The organism is Actinopolymorpha sp. B11F2 (assembly GCF_040195635.1).
GTDB lineage: Bacteria > Actinomycetota > Actinomycetes > Propionibacteriales > Actinopolymorphaceae > Thermasporomyces.
Window position 1 is genome coordinate 195,136 of sequence record NZ_JBEFTX010000002.1, and the last position, 21,728, is coordinate 216,863.

Consider the following 21,728-nt stretch of genomic DNA (forward strand, 5'->3'; position numbering starts at 1 on the left):
GTGCCCTTCCTGGTGCGCCCGCACTATCCGGGTGGGGTGGCCGGGACCAGGGCGACGATCCCGGTGGCTGTCGTGGCCCCCGCGGAGCCCGGGCGGCCGTGGAGAGCGCGCACTGCCCGGGCGAGTGCACGCCGCGTGGTGGTGCCGAACTCGACGAGCACGAGCACGATGTCGGCGGTCTCGGGGTGCGTGTCGGCGGTACCCGAGCCGGCCCGGCTCGCCGCCACCACGACGTCGGGATCGTACGCCGGACCAAGGGTCGACGCGGTGAGGGCGCGCTGAAGCACGGCGACGAAGCCCGCCGTCAGCGAGTCGGCGCAGCATCCCAGGACGACGATCCGCCCGCTACCGCCGGCAAGGGCACGCTCCAGCCGTGTCGCCAGTCGTCGCATGTCGGTATCGACGGTCGCCCGGTCAACAGCTGCCTGGTCGACGCTCGTCCGGTCAGCGCCGCCTCCACCAGCGCCGGCCCAGTCGACGGTGTCCCTTCCGCGGAGTCCCGTGAGCAGAGTCGAGTCGACACTGGCGAGGATCGGCAACCCGGCGACGTCGCCGACGTCGAACGCGTCACCTACGTGGGTCTTCCGCCGGCGTCTCAGATAGCCGACGCCGAGGCCCGCCACGAGTCCGGACATCAGGCCCGAGAAAGGAGCGACCTCGGCGTTCGCCCGGGTCGAGTCGGTCGGGAGACGCGCGTGCTGAACGATCTCGGCGGCGTTGGCGGCCGTCGCCCCGGCGTCGGTCAACGCCTTGTCGATGGCGGCGATCTGGCTACGGATCTGTGCCCGCAAGGCGCGGTTGACAGGCAGCGCGGAGGGTCCGGAACGCTCCGGCACCCCGTCGGTCTCGGGCGGTGCGTCGGCGATGATCTCCTGCAGGGTGGTCCGCCGGTCCCGCAGCGCCGAGCCCACCCGGCGGGTCCGATCGGCGATCAGTGCCGACCGTTGGCGCACGTACTCCCGTGCCACGGTCTCGGCCCCCAGTCGTGCCTCGGCAGGCGTACGTCCGGTGAACGAGAGCGAGAACGTCCGGGCGCTGGTCGGCACGCTGATCTGGATCCGGTCGGAGAGGCTCGCGACCGTCCAGTCCGCGCCGAGGCGTTCGGCCACGTTCCCCAGCACGACGTCGGAGCGGATCAGTTCGGCTTCGGTGTCCTGCGTCCACTCCCGCGGCGGTGGCGTGCCCTCGATCGGGAACGGTTCGATGTCGAGCGCGAGATAGGTGGGTGTCGCCGGGGCGAACACGGTGGCGGTGGAGTGGTACTCCGGCGGACTTACCCAGCTGACCACGAGTCCGCTCGCCAGTCCGGCCAGGCCGAGCAGGACCGACGCCCGCCAGTGCGAACGTACGAACCGGCGGTAGCTGCCGAGCGCGACAGTCATCGGTGGACGTCCGTGGAGACGGGGTGCGGAACCAGGGTCATCGGCGGAGTACGAGGTCGTCGAGCAGGTCGAGCAGCCAGGTCGTCCTGGCGCGCAACGGTGCCCCTTCGGCGGGCTCGGACGCGAGGGTGTAGCGGCGCGCCAGCTCGACGAGGTAGGCGATCCACACCGCCTCCGGGTCGTTGCCGGAGAAGACGATGTCGTCGGTCGGCACCCGGTGGGCGGGATCCGTCGCGAACTGTCGGCGGACATACCGGCCGGCGCCTTCTTCGCCGGCGTCGCGCAGCGTGGCCTGCAGGCGGTAGTGGGTGAGGTCGTAGCCGAACGGGACTCCGGTGGCGAAGCGTTCGAAGTCCCACAGCAGGACGTGGTCGCCGCTCCACGCCATGTTCCACGGCGTCCAGTCACCGTGCCACGCGCCGAGCATGAGCTTGGTGTCGCCGTGGCGTGCCCCTGCCGCCGCGAGGATCCGGTCGAACCGGCGGGCGTGGTCGGCGTCACGCAGCGCGTCTGGTGTGTCTTGGGCGAGCCCCCAGACCGGGCTCCGCGCGAGCGTGGACTCCGTGGTGCCGAAGTGGCCCGCGAGCTCGCGCATCGCGGAGAGGGGGACGGTACGACGCCGCCAGCGACCCGACTCGGGGCGCAGCGGTGCGAGGACGAGTACCTCGAGGCCACGCCACCGCCCGTGATGCAGGACGCGCGGCACCCGCAGCGTCGTTGTCGGCCGGTCGGCCGACCAGAAGCTGCCCAGGGCGGCGGCCTCGTCACGGACCAGCACCTTCGTCGGTTCCTTCGTACCGACCTTCACGTAGGCGACGGTGTCGCCCTGAGGGGTGAGCGCGTGCAGGACGGGCTTGCGGTTGGCACGTGGTTGCCCGACCCCGATGGCGACCACCACCTCGCGCCCGAGGATCCCGGCGAGATGGTCTTCGAACGACTCGGCGCTGCGCCCCTGCGGAACACTCACCCGGATCCGGTGCGGAGCGACCCGCGCCAGTCCCGGATGGACACCTGGCAGCCGGACGAGACCGGACAGGGTCGTACGGACGGCGCGTTCGCCGAGGGAGAGGGCCTGACTGTGCTTGCGAAGCGCCTCGGCCGTCACCCGGGCGGTGCTCACCGGGAGGGCCACGCGGGGATGCCGCCGATCGGGGAGTACGAGGAACTCACGGACCACCCGGTGCCCCCCGGGGACGCCGGCGGCGGTGCGTACCGGCTCCCCCTCGCCGTGTCCCTGGTCGCCGTGTCCCTGGTCGTGCGGGTCGGGGGCGACGCCGATCGTTGCGGGCGTCGGCCAGAGCAGCCGCATCGTCTCGATCAGCGCGTCCCACGTCGACTGGTAGGTGGGCGGCTGGTGAACGGGTTCTGTCGTCACGGCGAACCTCCGGCCTGGTTCGGCTCCTGCGCGGCCGAAGGTACACCCCGAGCCAACAGACCCAGCGTGATCATCACGGTGACCATGGGGGCGTCGAAGGTGTCGTAGACGAACAGCTCGATCCCGAAGAACGCCAGGACGCAGCACCCGGCGATCGCCAGCGGTGTCCGTTTGCGCCAGTGCGCGAGGAACTGTCGGCAGAAGAACGCCAGGAACAACGCCAGCCCCACGATCCCCTGGGAGAAGACGACCAGCCACAGCTGTCCCTGCGTACCGAGTGGTGGCGGTTTGCACGCCGGACACTCCGGTGTCGCGCCGCCGGCGATGGAGAAGAAGCTGCCCTGGACTTCGCGGGTGGAGCCGAAACCCAGCAGCGGCGACCCTTCGACGACGGCGCGGACGCTTGCGATGGCGAGGTCCGCGCGCCGGTCGTTGGAGTGCGGCGCATCTATGCGCTGCTGCACCATCGTGCCCAGCGGACTCAACGCGAACGCCAGGCCGCCGATGACGACGACCGCCCCGATGAGGTTGAGCGCCCAGAACTTCCCCATGGCCGCGAGCCGGACCGCCAGGTAGCACCCGCCGACGCCGAGAGCGAGCCAGAGGCCGCGGTTGAGGGAGTAGACGGCAGGTACCAGCGCCGCCAGCAGGACGAACGGCGCGACCCACCGCCGCCACCCTGCGCCCCGACCCAGCCACGCCAGGACGAAGAAAGGCAGGTAGAGGGAGAAGTTCGCGCCCCAGGAGTTGGCGAACGAGAACGGCGCGATCGGCCGTGCTTCGTCGTAGCCCAGGATCGACTGCATGTCGGCCGCCGCCGGGTGGATCATCGACGTGACGAACTCGTTGGAGGCGATGCCCTCCGGCAGCACCAGCTCCATCGGCGAGCTGAAGGCGAACCCCGGCGCCACCACGCCGAGCAGCCCGCCGCAGGTGGTGACGACGAACATGAATCCGAGCAGCCGGACCACCCTGCGCGTCGGCAGGTCGCGCTCGGGCATGTTCAGGACGTAGAGCAGTGCGATCGTCGCGGAGAAGTACATCGCGGCCCGGTAGCCGAAGACGATGATCCGACCCGCGCCTCCACCGCCAGGCTCGGCGCCCGGCGCATCGACCCAGAGCATCGCCGCGCTCGCGAGGAGCCATCCGAGAAAGACGAGCCACATGCCGAATCCGCGCGGTGCCCGCAACCCGCGCCGGGTCAGCAACTCGATCGCCATCGGGACCGCGAAGAGGATGAACGCGAACGTCGCCAGTCCGAGCATCCACCACAGCGGAAAGCCGAGGAACAGAGCCGTGAGCGGCCATCCTGCGGGGAGCAGCCGCGGCGCCGCCGACGAGCGCGCGGCCTGCGAGCTCCACGCTCCGGTGGTGAGGCTCCCGACGCTGGACGCGCCCGTCACGTGTGTCCTCTCTGCGGGTTGCCGGGTCCCGTCGAGTGTGCGGTTTCTTGGGCTGCTCGGCGGGGAGGATGCGCACGAGAAGAGGGGGTCTCCGGCAGCCTGAGGATACGAGACGCCGGCACTCGTCGAGGATCCCTTGGAAGATCTGCCGGTCGATGTCGCCGTTCCACTTGCACGCGGTGGTCATCGGCCGGCAGGATGCTCTACGCATTTGGACAGGTTTACGCATTTTGGCACGTGTCGACAGTCTGCCGATCGCTCCCTCCCCGTCGTGTCGTCGGAGCGCGGCCCGCGCTTTCCGTTGGGGGAACGTTGTTACTGCGCCGCTTGGGCGTGGCGGCCACCGTCTTGTGTGTCGCCGTGCCCGTGACCGGAGTTCCGCACGCCGCCGAGGCGGTGCAGACCACCCAGCCGAAGGTTGTCAGCGCCAACCCGGCCAACTCCACGCCGCACGTCCTCGACGGTCATGTGAAGGCCATCGTCCAGGTCGGCGACACGGTGGTGCTCGGCGGTGCGTTCACCCAGGTCAGCTCGGCCGACGGCAAGACCGTCTACAGCCGCTCCAACCTGGTCGCGTTCAACGCCCAGACGGGTGCGGTCAGCACGAGCTTCGCCCCGAACGTCGACGACGAGGTAGCCACCCTCGCCGTCTCCAGTGACGGCAAGTCCGTCTACGCGGGTGGCTTCTTCGACGCGGTCAACGGCAAGGCGGTCAAGAGCCTGGCCCGGATCAACATCGCCGACGGGCAACTCACCTCCGGGTTCACCACCCCCGCCCTCAACGGCAGGGTCAAGGACCTGAAGCTGGTGAAGGGCCGGCTCTGGGTCGCCGGCACCTTCGGCTACGTGGCGGGCCAGAAGCAGGCGGCGCTCGCCACTCTCAACCCGGCAACCGGTGCTCTCGACCCCTTCCAGGGGGTGGTCTTCTCCGGCACCCGGACCGCAGGCGGCTTCCTGCAGATCCTCAAGATCGACATCACCCCGGACGGTTCGCGGCTGGTGGCGATCGGTGACTTCACGGCGGTCGACGGCCAGCCGCGCACCCAGATCGCGATGCTCGACCTCGCCGGGTCCGAGGCCGCGGTCGCCAACTGGCGGACCAACTTCTACGCCTCGGCGTGCAACGCGGCGTTCCCGACGTACATGCGTGACGTCGACATCTCCCCGGACGGGTCGTACTTCGTCGTCGTCACCACCGGCGGTTACCAGGGCGGACCGCCGGTGTCCTGCGACACGGCGGCGCGGTTCGAGACCGGGGCGACCGGGTCCGGGCTGACGCCGACGTGGGTCGACTACACCGGCGGGGACACCCACTTCGCGGTCGCCGTCACCGGCACGGCGGTCTATGTGGGCGGGCACTTCCGCTGGCAGAACAACCCGCACGGTCCAGCGGACCGCGCCGGCGCCGGCTCGATCAGCCGCGACGGCATCGCGGCCCTCGACCCCGCCAACGGCATGCCGTTGCGTTGGAACCCCGGCCGCACCCGCGGGGTCGGCGTCTTCGACATGGTGGCCACGTCCGCAGGACTCTGGGTCGGCAGCGACACCGACCGGATCGGCAACTGGGAGTACCACGGGCGGATCGCGTTCTTCCCACTCGCGGGGGGCACGGACGTACCGCGGCCGGCCGCCGGCGAGCTGCCGTCCGACATCTACTACGTACCGACCTCGAGCACCAACCTGAGCCCCCGCAAGCGGCACTACGACGGCACCACCGTCGGCGCCGCCGCCGCCGCTCCGACGGGTGGCCTCGCCTGGAGCAACATGCGGGCGGGGTTCATGCTCGGTGACACGCTCTATGCCGGCTGGTCCAACGGTGCCTTCGACCGGCGTACATTCGACGGGTCGACCTATGGCACGCCCACGACCATCAACCTCGCCGACCAGTTGGTCTCCGACTCCGCCTGGCACGCCGACGTCGCCGCCGCCACCGGAATGTTCGCCTCCGGCGGCAGGCTCTACTACACCCGCACCGGATCGAGTTCGCTCTACTACCGCTACTTCTCGGTGGAGAGCCAGGCGGTGGGGGCCGAGCGGTTCACCGCGAGTCCCAGTGTCACCGGCGTCGACTTCTCCAAGGTGACCGGCATGTTCCACGTTGGCGAGAGGCTCTACTTCGCCTCGACCATCGACGGCAACCTGCGCAGGGTCAACTTCAGCGCCGGAAAGCCGGTCGCGGGCACCGCGACGGTGGTCAGCGGCCCGGGCGTCGACGGCAACGACTGGCGTGCCCGGGCGATGTTCCTGTTCACCGACCCGAGCATGGCGGCCGAAGGAGCGCCGACCGCGGTGGCCTCCAGTACCTGCGAGGGCCTCACCTGCACCTTCAGCTCCGTGGGTTCGACCGACCCAGACGGCACGATCGAGTCCTACGCCTGGAAGTTCGGCGACGGGTCGACCGGCACCGGCGCGACGCCGCGGCACACCTACGCCGAGGGCGGCACCTACACCGTGACGCTCACCGTCACCGACGACTCCGGGGCGACCGACAGCGTGGAAAAGACGGTGACCGCCGCCGATCCCGACCAGCCGCTGGCGGCAAAGTTCTCGGTGTCGTGTGACGGGCTGGCCTGTGACGTCGACGGCGGCGACTCGACCGACCCCTCCGGTGCGGTGCAGTCGTACGCCTGGAACTTCGGTGACGGGACCACCGCCACCGGGGCGACCGCCTCGCACAGCTACCCGTCCACCGGGCGCTTCACCGTCCGGCTCACGGTGACGGGCAGCGACGGCAAGACCGCGCAGTCCGAACAAGTGGTCAGCGTCGCCACGCCGGTCAGCTCCGTACGGTTCGTCGGCCAGGCCGGCAGCAACGCCAACGTCAAGACCCACCAGGTGACCATCCCGGCGAGCGTCGCGGCGGGCGACCGGTTACTGCTCCTGTCGAGCCTCAACACCACCACGCCCACCGCCTCCACACCGAGCGGTGTGGACGGCTGGTCGAGCGTCGGTACGAAAACGGCCTCCACCATGGTGACCCGGGTCTGGCAGAAGGAAGCCTCGGCGACCGACGCGGGGTCGACAGTCCAGGTGGCGCTCTCCGACTACGCGAAGGGCGACCTGACGGTCGTGGCCTACCGCGGGCCCGACCCAGTGGTGCGAAGCTTCGCCAGCGCGGCCGAGACCACCTCGCGGACGACCCACACCACGCCGGGCGTTCAGGGTGTCGACGGTGCCTGGCTGGTGAGCTACTGGACCGACAAGACGTCGGCCACGACGCAGTGGACCGCGCCGGCGGGTCAGACGACGCGGCGCAGCTCCTACGGCACTGGCGGCGGAAGGATCTCCATGCTGCTCACCGACGGCGGTGCTCCGGCGGGCACCGGGGCCAAGGGTTCACTCGGCGCGACCGCCGACGCGGCGAGCGCCCAGGCCACGATGTGGTCGTTCCTGATCGGACCGGGCGGATGACGGCAAAGGATCGAATCGGCCGGGTCCGTGCAAGGGCGGCCCACCGTGTCTCCGTGTGCGCCATGGTGGCGGTCCTCAGCCTTGCCGGTAGCTCGTGTTCGCTCATCGGATTATGGGGCGACGGCGGAGCTGCCGGCGGGCCGGGACAGGCAGCTGGTACTGGCGGCGGAGAGGGCGTGCGTTCGGTGTCGACCGGGAACGATGGCGCGTTCGCCGAGTCGCCGGTCGGCAACAAGAGCGACGCGTCGGCCCGGCTCGTCGGCCTCGAGGCGGACACGGCCGAAGGCGTGGAGACGGTGACCTTCACCTTCGCCGATACCAAGGTCCTGCCGAAGTTCCGGGTGGGCTACATTGACGCTCTCCGGGCCCATCCCGAAGACGAGCCACTTCCGTTGTCTGGCAACGCCTTGCTCGAGGTGGAGTTCAGCCTGACCAACCCCAACACCAAGAACCGGTTGGCGGTGCGTCCCGACCTCACCCCCGAGCAGCCGCAGGTCAAGGAGGTCCTCCTGGCCCGCAACCTGGGCGGCAGCCTGACCTTCGGAGTGGGCCTCGACCGCAGGGCCCCGTTCCGCGCGAAGCAACTGTTCAACCCGACTCGACTGGTCGTGGAGGTGCGCACGAGGTGAGCGAGACGAGTCCGCGGGGTGCCGGGGGTTCGGATGGGGGTCTGCGGGCGGTGGCGCCGCCCTGGGTGAAGCGGTCCGGTCGGGCGGTGACCCGCACGTTCGGGCGTTACACGTCCGGCGGTCGGCTGGTTCCCAGCTTCTTGATCGTGGGAGGCCAGCGCTGCGGCACCACCTCGTTGCACCGGGCGCTCATCGCTCACCCCGTGGTCGCCGGACCTGTACTCCACAAGGGCGTCAACTACTTCGACCTCAACTACGACCGCGGCCCGGCGTGGTACCGCGCGCACTTCCCGCTGCTCTCCACCGCCAGGCGCCGGGCCGGCAACTGGTCGGTGGGATCGGGCGAGCCGCAGGCCATGGAGTCCTGCGGTTACTACCTCTACCACCCGTTGGCGCTGCCGCGGATCGCGCGCGACCTGCCCGGGGTACGGCTCATCGTCATGGTCCGTGACCCGATAGAGCGTGCCTGGTCGGCCTACAAGCATGGTCTCGCGCGCGGTTTCGAGACCGAGTCGTTCGAACGCGCCCTCGAACTCGAGCCGGAGCGACTGGCCGGGGAGGTCGAGCGCCTGGCGTCGGACCACGGCTACCAGAGCGATGCCCACCGCCATCATGCCTATGTCGCCCGCGGGCGTTACGTCGAGCACCTCCAGGCCGCGATCGACCTCTTCGGGCGCGAGTGCGTACACGTGATCGAGAGCGAGGAGTTCTTCGCCAACCCCGCGTCGACCTACGACGACGTGCTCGACTTCCTCGGCCTGCCGTCCTGGCTGCCGTCGGCGTTCGGTCACCACAACGCCCGGCCGAGCGAACCGATGCCGGAGCCGGTACGCAAGCAGCTCGCGGACTACTTCCTGCCCTACGACGAACAGCTCGCCAAGGTCCTGGGTCACACTCCCGCCTGGCGTCGCTGACCCGGCGCCGGCGCTCGCGGCGGGCCGGTCCTCGTCGTCGGCGGGGCATGGGGAAACTCGTTGGTGTCGCGTCGGCGTGCGGACAATGCTTGGCGGCATGGACGGATTCGATCCGGCGACGAGCTTCGGGCCCGACGTGGCCAGCAGGTACGACAACTCGCTCCGAGGAGACGAGCAGGCTGCCTGCCGGTTCCTCGCCGAGGTCGCCGGGGGTGGTCGCGTGTTGGAGTTCGCGATCGGCACCGGACGGATAGCGCTTCCGCTCGCCGAGCAGGGTGTCAGCGTGGCCGGCATCGAGCTGTCCCGCGCCATGGTGGACCAGCTGCGGTCGAAGCCTGGCGGCGACGCCCTGCACGTCACGGTCGGCGACATGTCCTTGGAGCGGGTCCCCGGCACGCACTCGTTGGTCTACCTCGTCTTCAACTCCCTCTTCAATCTGCTGACGCAGGACGACCAGGTCCGGTGTTTCGAGAACGCCGCCCGCCACCTTGCCGACGACGGGGCGTTCGTGGTGGAGGCGGCCGTCCCGAGCGCGTGGACCGCCCAGCACGAGTACGTCCGGCCGGAATGGGTCGGCACGGACAGCGTGGGGCTGGACGTCTGCCGCTATGACCCGGTGACCCAGCTGCTGGAGGAGAACCATGTCACGCTGTCCGAGAAGGGCATCCGGTTCGGGCCGATCGTGTGTCGGCTCATCTGGCCACCCGAGATGGACCTGATGGCGCGGATCGCGGGGCTCCGCCTCGCCGAGCGGTGGGGCGGGTGGGACAGGCAGCCGTTCACCGCCGACAGCAAGCTGCACGTCAGCGTCTACCGCCGCCGGTAGCTCAACCGGACCCCGGATCGTCGCTCGCGCGAAGCCGGGCGGCCTTGGCTTCGAGGTAACGCTGCTCCGGAAGGCTGATCGTGCCGCGCGCAGCCGCCTGGTAGCTCGACCGGGCGGCGGCTGGATCGCCGGCGAGTTCCAGCAGGTGCCCGCGTACGGCGTCGATGCGGTAGTGGCCGGCGACGCGCTTGTCGGCGTCGAGGGTGGCGAGCAGGTCGAGCCCCGCCTGCGGCCCTTCCACCATCGCCGTGGCCACGGCGCGGTTCAGCGTCGCCATGGGGTTGGGCGAGATGCGGTCCAGGATCTTGTAGAGGATGAGGATCTGGCGCCAGTCCGTCTCCTGCGTACTCCGCGCTTCGGCGTGGACCGCGGCGATGGCTGCCTGCAGCTGGTACGCACCGAGCGATGACCGGGCGAGGGTGGCGCTGATGAGGGCGACGCCCTCCTCGAGGAGTTTTCGGTCCCATCTGCCGCGGTCCTGTTCCGCGAGCGGCACCATCGCGCCGTCGGCGGTGGTCCGTGCCGTACGCCGGGCATCGGTGAGCAGCATCAGGGCGAGCAGTCCGGCGACCTCGCCGTCGTCGGGGAGCAGCCGGTGGACCTGCCTGGTCAGTCGAATCGCCTCGTCGGTCAGCCCACTGCGCGCCAGTTCGGGGCCGGAGGTGGCGGTGTAGCCCTCGTTGAAGATCAGGTACAGCACGTGGAGAACCACGCGGAGCCGATCGGACCGTTCGGGCTCGGGCGGCAGTCCGAAGCCGGCGCCGCTGGCCTTGATGCGCTGCTTGGCCCGGCTGATCCGCTGCGCCATGGTGGCCTCGGGAACGAGGAAGGCGTGGGCGATCTCGGCCGTACGCAGGCCACCGACCGCCCGCAGGGTGAGGGCGACCTGCGCCGGCTCGGACACGGCCGGATGGCAGCACAGGAACAGCAGGGTGAGCGTGTCGTCGTCCTGCGCCGCGCGCTCGTCGCCTGGGCCGGGGAGAACCATCTCGTGTGCCGGCACCTGGGCGGCCACTGCGTCCTCGCGCCGTCGGCGGGCGCTGTCGCTGCGCCACTGGTCGGTCAGCCGCCGACCGGCGACGGTGAGCAGCCAGGCGCGCGGATCGGAGGGTACGCCCTGCTCCGGCCACTGGACGGCAGCGGCGAGAAGAGCATCCTGCACGGCGTCCTCGCAGGCGTCGAACTGCCCGTGCCGCCGGATGAGCAGGCCGAGGACGTGCGGCGCGCACCGGCGCAGCAGGTCCTCGATCGACTCGTCCGTCCGCGTCCTCACGTCGCAGCCCGTGCTCACATGCCTGACTGTGCCCTTGATCCCGCTGGGGCGCACAATCCTGCGTGGGCTCACATGTCCGACCCGGCGGAGAACATCACGGGACGCACTTCCACGGCTAGCCCTTCGACCTTGGTGTCGGGGATCATGCCGGCGAGCTCGACCGCGCGTTCCTTGGTCTCGCAGTCGACGAGGTAGTAGCCGCCCATGTACTCCTTGGCCTCCAGGTAGGGGCCGTCGGTGACTGCTGGCACGCCGCCGCGCGTGCTCACCACCGAGGTGTTCGACGGATCGGCCAGCGCGTGGGTGCTGATCATTTCGCCGGACTCTTGGATGGTCTTCATGAACTCGCCGTGACCGTTCATGATCTCGTCGCGTTCCGCCTCGGTCAGGGCGTCGAAGATCTTGGGGTTGACATGCATGATCAGCAGGTACTTCATGGCGGCTCCTCACGGTTCGGCGCGGCCCGGGACGGGCGCGGCCTCACAGGGTGGTCGGAGCGGGCGACCCTCTCCACGACATTCCATCAGGCAAGTTGTCATGATCATGCATGGGTTGCCGGGCCCTTGTGGACGAGCTACCGCCCGGTTTGCCGCGCATGATCATGGTCCACCCTCGGCGGCGGGACCCTGGTCAGGTGAGGTCGAGGGCCCCGCGGCGGCGGGCGAGTCGTTCGACCTGCCTGAACGCAGTGACGCCGAGCAACGGCAGCACCACCGCGAAGCCGGCGAGCGGCACCAGCTCCCGCCACAGATCGGCGGCCGAGGCGCCCTTCGTCGTCGCGTCGACCAGTGCCTGGATGCCGTATCCGAACGGGAGGAAACGGGCGGGAATCCGCAGCCAGTCCGGCATCAGGGCGATCGGGTACATCGTGCCGCCCACCATCAGGATCGGGACGAAGAGCAGGTTGGACAGCTGGTTGGCGTTCCGGATGGCGACGCCGATCGCGCCGACCATCATGGAGACACCCCACATGCAGCAGATGAAGAACACGAGGGTCACCAGCAGGGTGAGCGGCGCGATGTCGACCGTGAGACCGAAGACGACCGCACCGGTCGTGAACGTCAGAGCCGCCGTCGCGAGCGACTCGAGGACGGCGAAGAGCTGGAAGCCGCCGAGCCAGGCGTAGCGGGAGCACGGTGCGAGGAAGAGGTTGCCGAGGGTGCCGCGCTGGCGTTCGTCGTCCAGGATCTCGCCGGCGCTGAAGAGCATGCCGAAGAGCAGGGCGAGGCAGGCACCGCCGACGATGGCGTAGTCCCGCAGCTCACGGTCGTGGCGGTAGATGAGGCCGACGATGAGCAGGGTGAAGACCGGCAGCGTCATCCAGACGAGGACGTACGGCACCGGCCCGGCGGTCTGGATCTTCGTCCGGCCGGCCGCGTACGCCGACGCCGCCACGATCCGGATCGGGGAGGGGAGGGCAGTCACGGGAGGCTCCTCACAGCAGGTCGAGGTTGCCGCGGCGGCGCATGGCGTGGTCCACCCGGCGCAGGGACCAGCCGCCGGCGAGGAGGAACACCGCGCTGGTGGCGGCCGCGGCCAGGAGCGCACCGCCGACCTCGGCGAGCGACCGGCCGGCCAGCGTGGTGGCGCGCAGGGCGTCGACGGCGTGCGCCAGCGGGATGGCGGCGGAGACGGGTTCGAGCCAGTCGGGCAACGCGGTCCGCGGTACGAAGAAACCGGCCAGCAGCCAGATCGGGGCCTGCAGGAAGTTCGACATCGCGTTCGCCTGTCTGGACAGGATGAACAGTCCGGCGAACCCGAGGCCGATGCACAGCGAACTCGCGTAGACAGCCACCAGGGACACCAGCGCGCCGATCGGGTCGGCCACCTCGAACCTTGCGCCGAGTAGCGCACCCGCGCCGATGCAGGAGGCAAATCCGGTGATGTCCCAGGTGATGTTGCCGATGCCGTAGCCGAGGACGACGGGCATTGTGCGGGTGGGCGCGGCGATCACCGAGGCGATGGTGCCGGCGTGGATCTCCCACTGGAGCGCGTGACCGCTTCCCCAGACCGTCGAGTTCCAGGCCAACGTGGCCAGTATGCCGACGACGAGGAAGCCCACGACGTCCTGGCGCTGCACGGCTTCCTGTCCCGAGACCTGGTAGGCGACCGTGAAGCTGACCAGCAGCAGGAGCGGCATCAGCGGTGCGCGGACCAGCATGATCGGGTTGGACGCCCACCGCAGCAGGAAGACCCGCACCGTGGCCCACAACAGTCGCCAGTCGGCGCGGAACCGCCCGACCGGTGTGTCCCCGTTCATGAGTTCTCCTCGAACTCTCGGCCGGTGGCGCAGAGGAAGGCGTCCTCGAGCGACGGTTCGCGGATGTCGATCGTGCGCACTTCGGCTCCGCCCTCGCGAAGGACGGCGAGTGCCTGGTCGAGGGCGGCGGTGGTGTCAATGCAGCGCAGCGTCAGGGTGGTGGCGGCGCCGGCGCCGGCGGCTCCAGGGTCGTGCTGGACCTGTGTCACCGGAGTGAGCTCCCGCAACCGGTCGATCACCTCGCCCGCCGCCCGGCGTCCCGACCGTTCGGTCAGCGTGACGACCACCCGGCGGTCGACCTTCGCCTGCGCCTTCAGGGCGGCCGGTGTCCCGCTGGCGACGATGATGCCGCGGTCGACGATGGCGAGCTCACGGCAGAGCAGGTCCGCTTCGTACATGTCGTGGGTGGTGAGCAGGATCGTGTGCTCGCCAGCGAGGTCGGCGATCAGCTGGCGTACGTCGATCGCCGCCGAAGGATCCAGCCCGATCGTCGGCTCGTCGAGGATCACCACCGCGGGCTCGTGGAGCAGGGTCTTCGCGATGTGCAGACGTTGCTTCATGCCCCGCGAGTAGCTCTCGACCCGCTCCGCGGCGCGGTCGGTGAGCCTGACCCGGGCGAGCAACTCCTCGGACCTGGCCGCGATCGCCCGGTCGTCCATGCCGTAGAGGCGGCCCGCGTAGCGCAGGTTCTCCCGCCCGGACAGCTGGTTGTAGAGCCCCTTGTCACCACCGAAGAGGACGCCGAGCTGGCGGCGTACGGCGGTCTCCTGGCGTACGACGTCCAACCCGCCGATGGTCGCCGATCCAGACGTGGGGATGAGCATCGTCGAGAGCATCTTGATCGTCGTGGTCTTGCCGGCACCATTGGGGCCGACCATGCCGAAGATCGTCCCGCGAGGTACGCCGAAACTGATGCCGCGCACGGCCTCGACGACCTCGCCGGAGCGGAACCAGCCCTTGCGTTTGCGGTACGTACGGCGCAGGTCGTGGGCGACGATGCTGAGGTCGTCGGCCGCGCTCGTTGCCATGTCCACGCCGGATCCGGCGGTGTGCAGGCGGGTGTCGCGGTCGGTGTCGCGGTCAGTGCAGCGACGGGTGTCGCGGTCGGTGTCGATGGCATCGGTCATGAGACGGTTCCCCCGAGGAGGCCCGCGAGAGCGGGCGGACGGTTCGCCTGGACGACAACACCGGCGACCTGGACGGCGAACGTCTGCCACCACGACGTCGGCAGCGCTCCCGGCGCGGTCGGCGGAGGCGTTGGGTCTGACGCCGGCGTGGACACATGCGTGGGTGGTGACGTGGACGTCGGGCCGTGGGCCGACGCTCCGTAGGGGTCGGCGAGGATGGCCTGCCGGATCTCCTCCAGCTCCGCGGGCCGCAGCCGGAGCGCGCTCGACCAGACAGCCAGCAGGTCGTCGAGTGGTGAAGCTTCGTTCATCGTCGTACCTCCTCAAGACTGAGGGTGTTGAGCCCGAGCGCCTTCGCGAGCGCCTGCCGGGCTCTGGCCAGCTTGTAGCGGATCGTCCCGGCGGGCTGGCCCAACGCCTCGCCGATCTGGGCGCTGGTCAGCTCGCCGACGGCGTGCATCGCGAGGATCACCCGGGCCTCTTCGGGCAGCGTCCGGACAGCTGTCATCACGTCGTTCATCAGCTCGTTCCTCTCCACGTGTGCGGCGGGTGGGTCGGCGGCGGCCGCGCCGGTCGTCGGCACCATGTGGTCGGCCAGCGTCCGGGCCGTCGCTTCCCGGGTGGCCCGCGCGCGGTAGGAGTCGGTCACCAGGTTGCGGGCCACCGTGAAGATCCACGCCTGCCGCCGCTGGGGTGGCAGTGCCCGCACCTCGTCGAACCGCCGCCACACCCGCAGGAACGTCTCCTGCAACAGGTCGCGGCCCAGCTCGCGGTCGCCAATCCGGCCGAGCAGGTAGGCGTGCACGCTCGCGTGGTACGCCTCGAAGATCTCGGTGAAGGACTCCTCGGCTTCAGTGCTCCGTGTCATCCCCGGCCACCGAGATGTCGCCGTACTTGGCGGTCGCCAGCAGCTGGACGACCGGGATCAGTTCTTTCGGCGCCGCGAGCGAGCCGACCAGGCTGATCGAGGTGACCTTGTCCCGGAGCAGGCCGGCGGGTACGTCGTCGTCGATCCGGAACGACCCGACCAGCAGGAGCCCGAGCGGCTCGTCGACGAGCTCGAAGAACCCTCGGCCGAACGTCTCGTCGCCGAGGAAGCACCGTGGCGACCCGTCGTACCACACCAGCTGGCCGGCTCCGGCGAGCAGTGGCGCCAGCACGGACTCGCTGTCGCGTGGGACGATCACCTCTCCGGTGTAGTAGATCTGCTGGAAGCCAACCGCGGTGACCTGCCCGGTGACGATCGTCTGTCCGGTGACGACGAGAACGTCATCGGGTGACCCGCCCTGGTTGGCGAGGGTGCTCCCGCTCAGGGTCTGCTGGCCGGTGAGCGGTCTGAGCTGCTGCCCCTCGGCGTACCGGTAGTAGTGGACCATCCCCGTCATCCGAGTCAGGCCGGCGCCGAGAACCGACTCGCTTCCCCGGGGCGCGAGGACCGTGCCGATGACGATGACCTCGCGGTAGCCGATCCGGGTGAGGGGACTGGTGATGAGCAGCCCGCCTATCACCACGAGGACCTCGTTGTCGCCGCCCGGGTCGGCGAGGGCGTCGCCGCCGAGCGTCATCGTGCCGGTGTGGACCCGCACGTGTGCGCCGGTGGGGACTGGTACGACCGCGCCGACGTTCTGCATCGAGATCCGGGCGAGTGCGTGGGCGAGGTTCTCCGGCACCACGACGGCGCCGACGTTCGCGATCCGGTCGATGCCGGCCAGGTCCTCTTCCCAGGTCGTGTGCGAGAGGTCGAGGACCGGGACGTTCTCCACCACTCCGGTCGCCTGCAGGTCTGTCATGGCCGTCTTCCCTTCACCGTCTGCTCCCCAGAGCGTCGTACGCAAGGAACGTGTCGTACGCAAGGAATTCGTCGTACGCAAGAGGAAGACGGACGGACCGCGCAGGTGTTGGGAAATCGCTGCCGATTTCTGCGATCGATCCGGCCGGGATCACCGTCCGCCGGACCTGTTATGACCGGTGAAGCCCATGATCATGAAGGAGAAGTCGGCCATAGACCGGCAAAGGTCCTCATGATCACGATCATGATCGCCGTCGTGATCACCGGGGAGGTGACGTTCGCGCGGGGGTTGTCGGACGGGCGCGTTAGTCTTGGTACTTCACCCCGGTCCGCACTGCGAATCGGGGCGTTCGTGTTGCCCCGTCGCCTTTGTCACTGTCCTCGACATGGCCGTCGCGGGCCACCACTTCTGTTCCTGGAAGGGATCCATGGGCCTCACCGGACTCATCGAACTCGTCGTCGCCGACCCCGCGATCGCGGCCGCGGTCGAAGCGGCACGGGCGAGTGCGGCGGCACCACTCGACCTCACCGCGCCCAAGGCGGTGCAGCCGTTCGCGGTGGCCGCCCTCGCCGCGCCGACCGACACCGGTGGCGCGGCCCGCCCCGTCCTCGCGGTCACCGCGACCGGACGCGAGGCCGAGGATCTCACCGCCACGTTGCAGAGTCTGCTCGGCGACGACAGCGCGGTGGCCTACTACCCGGCCTGGGAAACGCTTCCGCACGAGCGGCTCTCGCCGCGCTCGGACACGGTGGGCCGGCGGCTCGCGGTGCTGCGCCGGCTGGTCCACCCCGACGAGGAGAACCCACGACCCAAGGTCGTCGTCGCGCCGGTGCGCAGCGTGTTGCAGCCGCAGGTCAAGGGCCTGGCCGACCTCGAGCCGGTGTCGCTCCACGTGGGCGAGGAGCGTGACCTCGACGAGGTCGTACGCCGGTTGGCCGCGGCCGCCTACCACCGCGTCGACCTGGTGGAGAGGCGCGGCGAGTTCGCGGTGCGGGGCGGGATCGTCGACGTGTTCCCACCGACCGAGGAACATCCGTTGCGGGTGGAGTTCTTCGGCGACGAGATCGAGGAGATCCGGTCGTTCAAGGTGGCCGACCAGCGGTCGCTCGGCACCGCCGACCACGGGCTCTACGCACCCCCATGTCGCGAGCTGCTGCTCACCGCCGACGTCCGCGAGCGGGCGGCCAAGCTCGCCGTCGCGCATCCGGAGCTCGCGGAGCTGTTCGAGAAGCTCGCGCACGGGCACGCGGTCGAAGGGATGGAGTCGCTGGCCCCCGTCCTGGTCGACGAGATGGAACTGCTCCTCGACCTGATGCCCGCCGGCACGCACACGGTCGTGTGCGATCCCGAGCGGGTCCGCAGCCGGTCCCACGACCTGGTGGCGACGAGCCAGGAGTTCCTCGACGCCAGCTGGGCCGCCGCCGCCGGCGGGGGAGAGGCGCCGATCGACCTGGGCGCCGCCGCCTACCGCAGCCTCGCAGACGTACGCCGGCACGCTCTCGCCGCCGGGCTCGCCTGGTGGAGCCTGTCACCGTTCGCGGCCGAACCCGACAACGCGACGCCCGCCGCACCGCTGCGTACCGAAGCCGGCGAGTTGGTGCAGGTCGACGTCGACGTCGAGCTGGGAGCGGTCGAGTCGCGCACGGTCAGCGCGCAGGCGGCCGACGCCTACCACGGCAACACCGACGCGATGATCACCGACGTACGCCGGTGGATCGCCGACGGCTGGCGGGTCGTCTTCGTCACCGAGGGGCACGGTCCGGCGGAGCGCCTGGTGGAGGTCCTCCGTGGCCAGGACCTGCCCGCCCGGCTCGACGAGCACCTCGAGCAGCTTCCCGAGCCGTCGCTCGTGCACGTCACCCGCGGCCGGGTCGACCACGGTTTCGTCGCACCCGAGGCGCGGCTCGCCGTCCTGGCCGAGGCCGACCTGCTGGGTCGAGGGGGCGCGTCCACCAAGGACATGCGTCGCATGCCCACGCGCCGCCGCCGCACGATCGACCCCCTGGAACTGAGTCCCGGCGACTACGTCGTCCACGACCAGCACGGGGTCGGCCGGTACGTCGAGATGATGGAACGCACGGTCGGCACCGGCCAGCAGCGCACCACGCGCGAGTACCTCGTGATCGAGTACGCACCCTCCAAGCGCGGCCACCCCGGCGATCGGCTGTTCGTCCCCACCGACCAGCTCGACCTGGTGACCCGCTACGTCGGCGGCGAGCAACCGAGCCTGGACAAGATGGGCGGCTCGGACTGGGCCAAGCGCAAGGGTCGCGCACGCCGCGCCGTCAAGGAGATCGCCGCCGAGCTGATCAAGCTCTACGCCGCTCGGCAGGCGACGAAGGGTCACGCGTTCGGTCCCGACTCGCCCTGGCAGCGTGAGCTGGAGGACGCGTTCCCCTATGTCGAGACCCCCGACCAGCTCGGCACCATCGACGACGTGAAGCAGGACATGGAGAAGTCGATCCCGATGGACCGGTTGATCTGTGGCGACGTCGGCTACGGCAAGACCGAGATCGCCGTGCGCGCGGCGTTCAAGGCGGTGCAGGACGGCAAGCAGGTGGCGATCCTCGTGCCCACCACTCTGCTCGTCCAGCAGCACTACTCCACGTTCGCGGAGCGGTTCGCGCCGTTCCCGGTGACGGTGCGCGCGCTGTCGCGGTTCCAGACCGACCGCGAAGCGAAGGAGACCCTGACCGGTATCGCGACCGGCGCGATCGACGTCGTGATCGGTACGCACCGCCTGCTCGGCAACGAGGTGTCGTTCAAGGACGTCGGCCTGATCGTCGTCGACGAGGAACAGCGGTTCGGCGTCGAGCACAAGGAGAAGCTGAAGGCGTTGCGGGCGAGCGTCGACGTCCTCACGATGTCGGCGACCCCGATCCCGCGCACGCTCGAGATGGCGATCACCGGCATCCGCGAGATGTCGACCATCATGACGCCGCCGGAGGAACGCCACCCGGTGTTGACGTTCGTGGGTGGCTACGACGAACGCCAGGTGGTCGCGGCGATCCGGCGCGAGCTGCTCCGCGAGGGACAGGTGTTCTTCGTCCACAACCGGGTGAACACGATCGAGAAGGCGGCGGCCCGGATCCGTCAGCTGGTACCCGAGGCCCGCGTCGTCGTCGGGCATGGCCAGATGCGCGAGCACCAGCTCGAACAGGTGATGGTCGACTTCTGGGAGAAGCGCGCCGACGTGCTCGTCTGCACCACGATCGTCGAAGCGGGCCTCGACATCTCCAACGCCAACACCCTCATCATGGAGCGCTCGGATCTCTTCGGCCTCTCGCAGCTGCACCAGATGCGCGGCCGGGTGGGTCGCGGGCGGGAGCGGGCCTACGCGTACTTCCTCTATCCGCCGGAGAAGCCGCTGACCGAGACCGCGCATGAGCGGCTCGCCACGCTGGCACAGAACACCGAGCTCGGCGCTGGCATGGCCGTGGCGATGAAGGACCTCGAGATCCGCGGTGCGGGCAACCTGCTCGGCGGCGAGCAGTCCGGTCACATCGCCGACGTCGGTTTCGATCTCTACGTACGCCTGGTCGGCGAGGCGGTGGCCGACTTCCGCGGCGAAGGGGCCGTGGAGGACGCCGAGGTCAAGGTCGAGCTGCCGATCGACGCGCACCTGCCGCACGACTACGTCGACAGCCAGCGGCTGCGGCTGGAGATGTACCAACGGCTCGCGGCGGTCCGCAGCCTCGACGAAGTGGAGCAGGTGGCGGAGGAGCTCGTCGACCGCTACGGCGCGATCATGCCGAAGCCGGTGGAGAACCTTCTCGAGGTCGCGAGGTTCCGGCTGCTCGCCAGGGAGGCCGGCCTCACCGACATCACGTTGCAGGGCAACCAGATCCGGTTCGCGCCGGTGGAACTGCGGGAGAGCCAGGAGCTGCGGTTGAACCGGCTCTATCCCCGCACGGTGGTGAAACGGCAGGTCAGGACCATCCTTGTGCCGCGACCGGCGACGGCACCGATCGGCGGCCAGCCGCTGCGTGATCTCGAGCTGTTGCGCTGGGCCCGCGATCTCATCGAGGCCGTCGTGCTCGACTCCCGGGCACCGAGCACCTCGTCGTCGACACCCGCCTGACGGCCCCCGTACGCACCCTGCCGAGCAGAGATGCGTAAGGGCACGGGCGACCGCAAGGTTGGTGATCCCAGGGCTATTAATCACCGACTGTTATCAGATGGGCCACATGGGCGATCGGCTAGGGTAACGGCAGCTTTGGGCTGTGTGCGGGGAGACCCGTCGAATATCCGCTGACCACCGGGAGTGCCTATGCTGCCCGATTCGTCACCGACCAACGGTGGCTCGTCCCGCGACGACCTGGGGTCGTCACGGCCCGGCCGCCACCGCGGTTCCCGTCGCCAGCGGCGCCAGGTCAGCCAGCCGAGCCGATCCACAGCAGTCACGACGCACCGCCAGTCCGACCAGGGCGGGCAACCGCAGAGTCAACGCCGTGCACTCCCCGTGGCCGCCGCTGCGGTCGGAGTCCTGGGAATCGGTGCCGCGGCCGCCGGAGCCGGGTGGTTCCTCTTTCTTCCCCAAGGGCAGGCGCCCACCGCTGCCGGGTCGCTCGACGCCCCGGCGAGTTCCAGCCTGTCCCGGGGCGCCGGCGTACCCTCCGACACGAGTGACACGACCCGGTTGACCAGCAGCGAGCAGAACTGGCTTGGCGCGCCCGACTCGGCCACTCCGGGCAACCAGACGGCCACCGCCGATGCGACCTCGTCGCCGGCACCGCGACCGTCGCCGGCACGGACGTTGCCGGAGGCAGAGGAAGAGGCCGCGCGCCGGACGTTGCCGCGGTCGACACCGACGATCACGCCGACAAAGGAGCCGACGTCGGAGCCCACGTCGTCGCCGTCGCCCACGACGAACTCGCCCGACCCCACCACTCCGGCGCCCACGCCGAGTGAGACGTCTGAGCCAGACCCCACGACGCCGAGTCCGTCGCCGACATCTGGCCTGCCGTTGCCGTTGCCCGATCTTCCATTGCCCGACCTTCCGTTACCGATAGAACTGCCGCTGCCGTAGGACAGGGCCGCGGCCCGGCGCCAGAGATGCGCCCGGCCGCGGCTCTTTCCACGCGCGGCGGGTGGCGGGAAAGGGGAGTGTCCATGCCACCCGAGCATCCACGCGACAGCCACCAACCCGACGGCGATGGCCGGCGGACCTGGCCACCGCCGACCGGCCGGCCGTACGGGGGAGGACGCGGGAACGACCCGGAACCGCAGTGGCGTGCGGCCGGTGGCGCAGGATGGTCGCAGCCTCCGTCGCCCGTCGACCGGCCGGAGTGGTCACCACCGCGGCCGGAGGAACCACCCACGTGGCCGCCGCGACCCA

The 21,728-nt window shown here is 70.0% G+C and carries 17 protein-coding genes; 5 read left to right on the forward strand and 12 right to left on the reverse strand.

The genetic code is table 11. The features are described from left to right. Window positions 1-23 precede the first annotated feature (23 nt). The 3 genes from ABN034_RS04790 to ABN034_RS04800 are packed head-to-tail and all read right to left on the reverse strand — an operon-like array spanning window position 24 to window position 4,160. Window positions 24-1,382 carry a hypothetical protein gene (locus ABN034_RS04790; RefSeq protein WP_349689753.1) on the reverse strand — a complete coding sequence of 453 codons (1,359 nt, stop codon included), beginning with the start codon at window positions 1,380-1,382 and terminating at the stop codon, window positions 24-26. Window positions 1,383-1,419: 37 nt separating this feature from the next. Beyond that, window positions 1,420-2,757 (reverse strand): hypothetical protein, encoded by a 1,338-nt coding sequence (locus ABN034_RS04795; protein ID WP_349689754.1) that lies wholly within the window; start codon window positions 2,755-2,757, stop codon window positions 1,420-1,422. Further along, complete coding sequence (locus ABN034_RS04800; RefSeq protein ID WP_349689755.1) at window positions 2,754-4,160, reverse strand: O-antigen ligase family protein; 1,407 nt, start codon at window positions 4,158-4,160, stop codon at window positions 2,754-2,756. Before ABN034_RS04800 ends, ABN034_RS04795 begins: the two co-directional genes overlap by 4 nt. A gap of 360 nt (window positions 4,161-4,520) precedes the next feature. Between ABN034_RS04800 and ABN034_RS04805 the strand changes: the two genes are divergently transcribed. The 4 genes from ABN034_RS04805 to ABN034_RS04820 all read left to right on the forward strand — a co-directional run bounded on the left by ABN034_RS04805 (window position 4,521) and on the right by ABN034_RS04820 (window position 9,940). Continuing rightward, window positions 4,521-7,571 carry a PKD domain-containing protein gene (locus tag ABN034_RS04805; protein ID WP_349689756.1) on the forward strand — a complete coding sequence of 1,017 codons (3,051 nt, stop codon included), beginning with the start codon at window positions 4,521-4,523 and terminating at the stop codon, window positions 7,569-7,571. Window positions 7,572-7,747: 176 nt separating this feature from the next. Then, window positions 7,748-8,200: an AMIN-like domain-containing (lipo)protein gene (locus tag ABN034_RS04810; RefSeq protein ID WP_349689757.1), complete on the forward strand. Its 453-nt coding sequence runs from the start codon at window positions 7,748-7,750 to the stop codon at window positions 8,198-8,200. After that, the gene (locus tag ABN034_RS04815) at window positions 8,197-9,114 is read left to right on the forward strand and encodes a sulfotransferase family protein (RefSeq protein WP_349689758.1); all 918 of its coding nucleotides are present in this window, start codon (window positions 8,197-8,199) and stop codon (window positions 9,112-9,114) included. Before ABN034_RS04810 ends, ABN034_RS04815 begins: the two co-directional genes overlap by 4 nt. Window positions 9,115-9,211: 97 nt before the next feature. Beyond that, entirely contained in the window at window positions 9,212-9,940 is a 729-nt protein-coding gene (locus tag ABN034_RS04820; RefSeq protein ID WP_349689759.1) for a class I SAM-dependent DNA methyltransferase, read from the forward strand. Window position 9,941: 1 nt separating this feature from the next. On the opposite strand, the gene ABN034_RS04825 is transcribed toward ABN034_RS04820, so the two are convergent. From ABN034_RS04825 to ABN034_RS04860, 8 genes are all read right to left on the reverse strand, one after another. After that, window positions 9,942-11,213, reverse strand: a complete 1,272-nt coding sequence (locus ABN034_RS04825; protein ID WP_349689760.1) for an RNA polymerase sigma factor — start codon at window positions 11,211-11,213, stop codon at window positions 9,942-9,944. A gap of 68 nt (window positions 11,214-11,281) precedes the next feature. Next, window positions 11,282-11,650 carry a YciI family protein gene (locus ABN034_RS04830; RefSeq protein WP_349689761.1) on the reverse strand — a complete coding sequence of 123 codons (369 nt, stop codon included), beginning with the start codon at window positions 11,648-11,650 and terminating at the stop codon, window positions 11,282-11,284. A 193-nt stretch (window positions 11,651-11,843) separates the two neighbouring features. After that, window positions 11,844-12,638: an ABC transporter permease gene (locus ABN034_RS04835; protein ID WP_349689762.1), complete on the reverse strand. Its 795-nt coding sequence runs from the start codon at window positions 12,636-12,638 to the stop codon at window positions 11,844-11,846. A 10-nt stretch (window positions 12,639-12,648) separates the two neighbouring features. Continuing rightward, window positions 12,649-13,473, reverse strand: a complete 825-nt coding sequence (locus ABN034_RS04840; protein WP_349689763.1) for an ABC transporter permease — start codon at window positions 13,471-13,473, stop codon at window positions 12,649-12,651. Continuing rightward, window positions 13,470-14,600 (reverse strand): ABC transporter ATP-binding protein, encoded by a 1,131-nt coding sequence (locus tag ABN034_RS04845; RefSeq protein ID WP_349689764.1) that lies wholly within the window; start codon window positions 14,598-14,600, stop codon window positions 13,470-13,472. The genes ABN034_RS04840 and ABN034_RS04845 overlap by 4 nt, the downstream gene beginning before the upstream one ends. Next, window positions 14,597-14,911, reverse strand: coding sequence for a hypothetical protein (locus ABN034_RS04850; protein ID WP_349689765.1), 315 nt, complete (start codon window positions 14,909-14,911; stop codon window positions 14,597-14,599). The genes ABN034_RS04845 and ABN034_RS04850 overlap by 4 nt, the downstream gene beginning before the upstream one ends. Then, window positions 14,908-15,468 carry an RNA polymerase sigma factor gene (locus ABN034_RS04855; protein ID WP_349325459.1) on the reverse strand — a complete coding sequence of 187 codons (561 nt, stop codon included), beginning with the start codon at window positions 15,466-15,468 and terminating at the stop codon, window positions 14,908-14,910. Before ABN034_RS04855 ends, ABN034_RS04850 begins: the two co-directional genes overlap by 4 nt. Continuing rightward, window positions 15,452-16,390, reverse strand: coding sequence for a hypothetical protein (locus ABN034_RS04860; RefSeq protein WP_349689766.1), 939 nt, complete (start codon window positions 16,388-16,390; stop codon window positions 15,452-15,454). The genes ABN034_RS04855 and ABN034_RS04860 overlap by 17 nt, the downstream gene beginning before the upstream one ends. Window positions 16,391-16,817: 427 nt before the next feature. Between ABN034_RS04860 and mfd the strand changes: the two genes are divergently transcribed. Next, the gene (mfd, locus tag ABN034_RS04865; protein WP_349690053.1) at window positions 16,818-20,471 is read left to right on the forward strand and encodes a transcription-repair coupling factor; all 3,654 of its coding nucleotides are present in this window, start codon (window positions 16,818-16,820) and stop codon (window positions 20,469-20,471) included. 362 nt (window positions 20,472-20,833) lie between these two features. Here mfd and ABN034_RS04870 read toward each other — a convergent pair whose 3' ends face one another. Further along, complete coding sequence (locus ABN034_RS04870; RefSeq protein WP_349689767.1) at window positions 20,834-21,322, reverse strand: hypothetical protein; 489 nt, start codon at window positions 21,320-21,322, stop codon at window positions 20,834-20,836. Between the last annotated feature and the right edge of the window lie 406 nt (window positions 21,323-21,728).